The following is a 3,770-nucleotide window of genomic DNA, read 5'->3' as shown; positions in this document are numbered from 1 at the left end:
CCGGCCGACCTCGCCGCCGGGACGACCACCGCCCTCGTCGGCATCCCGCAGGCGATGGGGTTCGCCCTCGTCGCCGGGATCAACCCGGTCTACGGCCTCTACACCGCGATATTCTCGACGGCGTTTGGGGCGTTTCTCACCGGCTCCACCTACCTCAAGGTGATGCTCTCAAACGTCCTCGCGGTCTCGATCTACTCCGTCCTCGCCCCGGTCCCCGAGGCCGACGTCCCCGCCACCCTCTTCGTCCTCACCCTCCTCGTTGGCGTTTTCCAGCTCGGGTTCGGGCTCGTCCGGGCCGGCAGCCTCACCCGGTTCATATCGCACTCCGTCCTCACCGGGTTCGTCACGGGAGCAGCGCTCCTCATCGTCCTCGGCCAGCTCGGGAACCTCACCGGCTACCCCCTCCCGCGGGAGGCGATCCAGATCCTCGCCGTGCCCGACCTCCTCCTCCACGCAGGCGATATCCGGCCCGACGCACTCGCGATCGGTCTCCTCACCATCGTCCTTGTCATCGTGCTCCGCCGCGTACCGCACCTCAGCTCCGTCGCCCTCCTCCTCCCGCTCATCGTCACGGCCCTCCTCGCCCGGATCGTCTTTCCGGATGTCGCGCTCGTCGGCAGTATCGCCACCATTCCCGCCGGGCTCCCGGCCTTTGCCATCCCCAATATCGCCCTCGCCCCCGGCCTCCTCGTCCCGGCGCTCGCGCTTGCCATCATCGGGCTCGTCATGGCCGTCGGGGTCACGGAAGCGATCCCGGAACGCGACGGGACCATCGCCGACGTGAACCGGGACTTTACCGGACAGGGAGTCACCAACATCGTCGCGAGCTTCCTCCAGTGCGCACCCTCAAGCGGGCCGCTCACGGCGACGGCCTTGAACGTCAGCGCGGGAGCAGAGACCCGGGCGGCGAACCTCATCTCCGGCGCCCTCGTCGGGGTCGTCATCCTCGTCGCCGGCCCCCTCGTGGAACTGATCCCGCTTCCGGCGCTTGCCGGTATCCTGATCCTCATCGGGGCCGAACTCATCTACCAGCCCCAGGAGATCACCTGTATCTTCAGGTACTCCCGCCCGGGGCGCTGGGCGATGGTCGCCACCTTCATCTCCACCCAGGTACTCCCGCTCCAGTACAGCATCTACGTCGGCGTCCTCCTCTCGCTCGCCATCTACCTGATCGCCTCCACCCGCGAGGCCTCTGTGGTCCACCTCGTCCCGATAAAAGATGGTATGTACCGTGAAGAGTCTGCACCGGGTCGGCTTCTCCCGGGCCAGGTCACCATCCTCTCGGTCTCGGGAAGCGTCTACTTCGCCACTCTCCATGCCATCGAACGGTCGCTCCCCTCCCCGGAGGGGGCAGAGGGCGCCGTCGTCATCCTGGCTCTCCGGGGGAGGGTCGAGGCCGGGACCGGGCTCTTCCGGATGCTGGAACGCTACGCCCGGCGGCTCCACGCCCAGAACGACCGGCTCATCCTCGCCGAGGTCGACCCCCGGCTCCTCGAGGGGCTCGAGGGGACCGGGGTGATGGAGGCCATCGGCTGCGAGAACATATTCTTCGCGACGCCGGTCATCGGGGAGGCGCTCCGAGAGGCCATCCGGGCGGCAGAGACCCGGGTACCCGAGGAGAGATAGACGTTGCCCGGAAAACTCTTTCTTTGGAGAAGATCCATACCATCTCTGTGAATATCGCCGAGCGCCTCTCCCCCCCTGCCTACATCTTGATGATCGGGGCCGCGGTCGTCATCGTCCTCGCCGGACTCCAGGCGGCAACTGCGATAGTCAGCCCGCTCCTCGTCGCGGTCTTCTTCGCTATGATCACCGCGCCCATCATGACGTGGCTGACCCGCCGGGGGGTGCCCCAGGTCATCGCTGCTGGAACCGTGGTCATGGGGCTTATCGGGATCCTCGCCGGGATGATCGCCTTCCTCGGTGTGGCCCTCACCGGGTTCGCCCGCTCGCTGCCGCAGTACCAGGCGCGCCTCGACGAACAGCTCGCCATCACCCAGTCCATCCTCGCCGAATACGGCATCACCCCGGGCGTCATCCAGATCGGAGACTACATCGACCAGGGGCTCATCGTCCAGCAGGCGGCCGTGCTCGCCCGCGAGGTCGGGTCTATCGCCGTCGACGCCTTCCTGGTCTTCGTCGGGATCGGGTTCCTGCTCATCGAAGCCCCCCGGATCGCGGCCACCCTCAGGCAGCACCTCGGGGCGGAGAGCACCCTCTACCGGCACCTCGTGGAGTCGGGCAGGCTCCTCATCGAGTACGTCGTCGTCAGGACGAAGGTGAACCTGATCACCGGCACCGGAACCGCGCTCTTCCTCGCCGTCCTCGGGGTCGACTTCGCGCTGCTCTGGGGCTTTGTCGCCTTCGTCCTGAGTTTCGTCCCCTACATCGGCCTCGTCGTGGCCGCGATCCCGCCCACCCTCCTTGCCCTCATTGAGTTCGGGCCGGCCGGAGCCGTGGCCGTCATCGCCGCCGTCGCCCTCATCGACGCTGCCGCAGAGAACCTCGTCCTCCCCCGGATGGCCGGTCGGGACCTCAACCTCTCGCCGTTCGTCGTCCTCTTCTCCGTCGTCTTCTGGGGGATCATCTTCGGGGTGGTCGGGGTCCTCCTCGCCATCCCCCTGACGATCGCGGTGAAACTCTTCCTCGAGAGCTGGGACGAGACCCGGTGGATCGGGGAGATAATGGGGGCCGGGGAGGAGTAGGGTTTATATACGCCGGGGCGATATCCCGGCGCATGTCACCTGGAGGAAGAGAGCCATGAGCGACCTGGTCGCCATCGCCTACGAGGGCGAAGATACCGCGTTCCGGGTCAGAGACCGGCTGGTCAGCCTGACGAAGGAGCACGTCATCGAACTGGAGGACCTGGTGGTCGTCGTCCACCACCGGGACGGGAAGACCCAGATCAAGCAGTCCACCGATCTCGCAAGCCTGGGGGCGCTCTCCGGCGCCTTCTGGGGGCTCCTGATCGGCCTGATCTTCTTAGCGCCGATCTTCGGGCTTGCCATCGGCGCTATCGCCGGCGCACTCGCCGGACGCTTCTCAGACTACGGCATCGACGACAAATTCATAAATGAGGTCGCGGAGAGCGTCGGCCCGGGCAACTCCGCGGTATTCCTGCTCATCAAGAAGATGACGCCTGACAAGGTTGTCGACGCCATCAGGGACTATGGAGGCCATGTCATCAGGACGTCGCTCTCTGAGACAGAGGAGGCGAACCTCCGCGAAGCGTTCGGGGCCGGAGTACCGGCAAAAGCAGAAGTGCCGCCGCCCTCGGCGTAAGCGGGAATACGAGGGGGGTTATCTGCACGGAGCAGGACGGTTGCGGGCACTGATATCAGGCTTGAGCGGTGGTGATGCCGGGGATAGGGCCGGGGCAGGCAGGAGGACGTTTAACGGTGCTCATCCAAATATGGAGGTATGAAGAGACCCATCGGCCTCTACCTCGCCTACCTCTTCCAGTTCCTCATCGCCGCAAACATCTTCATCGCCCTCTCGCTCGGTGAGTACTCGCAGGTCTTCGGCGGCGTCCTTGCGCTCGGCCTGACACTGGTTCCCGCCATCGTCACCCGCCGGGGGAACATCACGCTCCCCTGGGAGATCAACCTCCTCGTCGCCCTCTCGCTCTACCTCCATGTGGCGGGCGGAGTCAGGGGGTTCTACGAGATCTACTACCCCTACTACGACAAGGTCGCTCACCTCATCTCCGGGATAACCGTCTCGGTGCTCGCCTTCGTCGCAGTCCTGCTCCTCGACCGGTTCAGCAGGCT

The 3,770-nt window shown here is 65.9% G+C and carries 3 protein-coding genes and 1 pseudogene; all 4 read left to right on the top strand.

Going from position 1 to position 3,770, the window contains the following annotated elements:
- Positions 1-1,626: SulP family inorganic anion transporter (locus tag ACI94_RS03960; RefSeq protein ID WP_286681113.1), on the top strand; the 1,626-nt coding region annotated here is incomplete at its 5' end.
- Between the two features lie 47 nt (positions 1,627-1,673).
- Positions 1,674-2,705 carry an AI-2E family transporter gene (locus tag ACI94_RS03955; protein ID WP_286681112.1) on the top strand — a complete coding sequence of 344 codons (1,032 nt, stop codon included), beginning with the start codon at positions 1,674-1,676 and terminating at the stop codon, positions 2,703-2,705.
- Positions 2,706-2,760: 55 nt separating this feature from the next.
- Positions 2,761-3,282, top strand: coding sequence for a DUF1269 domain-containing protein (locus ACI94_RS03950; RefSeq protein ID WP_286681111.1), 522 nt, complete (start codon positions 2,761-2,763; stop codon positions 3,280-3,282).
- A 138-nt stretch (positions 3,283-3,420) separates the two neighbouring features.
- Positions 3,421-3,770, top strand: a pseudogene (locus tag ACI94_RS03945) (hypothetical protein); the annotation flags it as partial.

It is taken from the genome of Methanoculleus sp. DTU007, from assembly GCF_001512385.1.
GTDB classification, from domain to species: Archaea; Halobacteriota; Methanomicrobia; order Methanomicrobiales; family Methanoculleaceae; genus Methanoculleus; species Methanoculleus thermophilus.
This window is presented reverse-complemented; position numbering and strand designations above follow the sequence as displayed.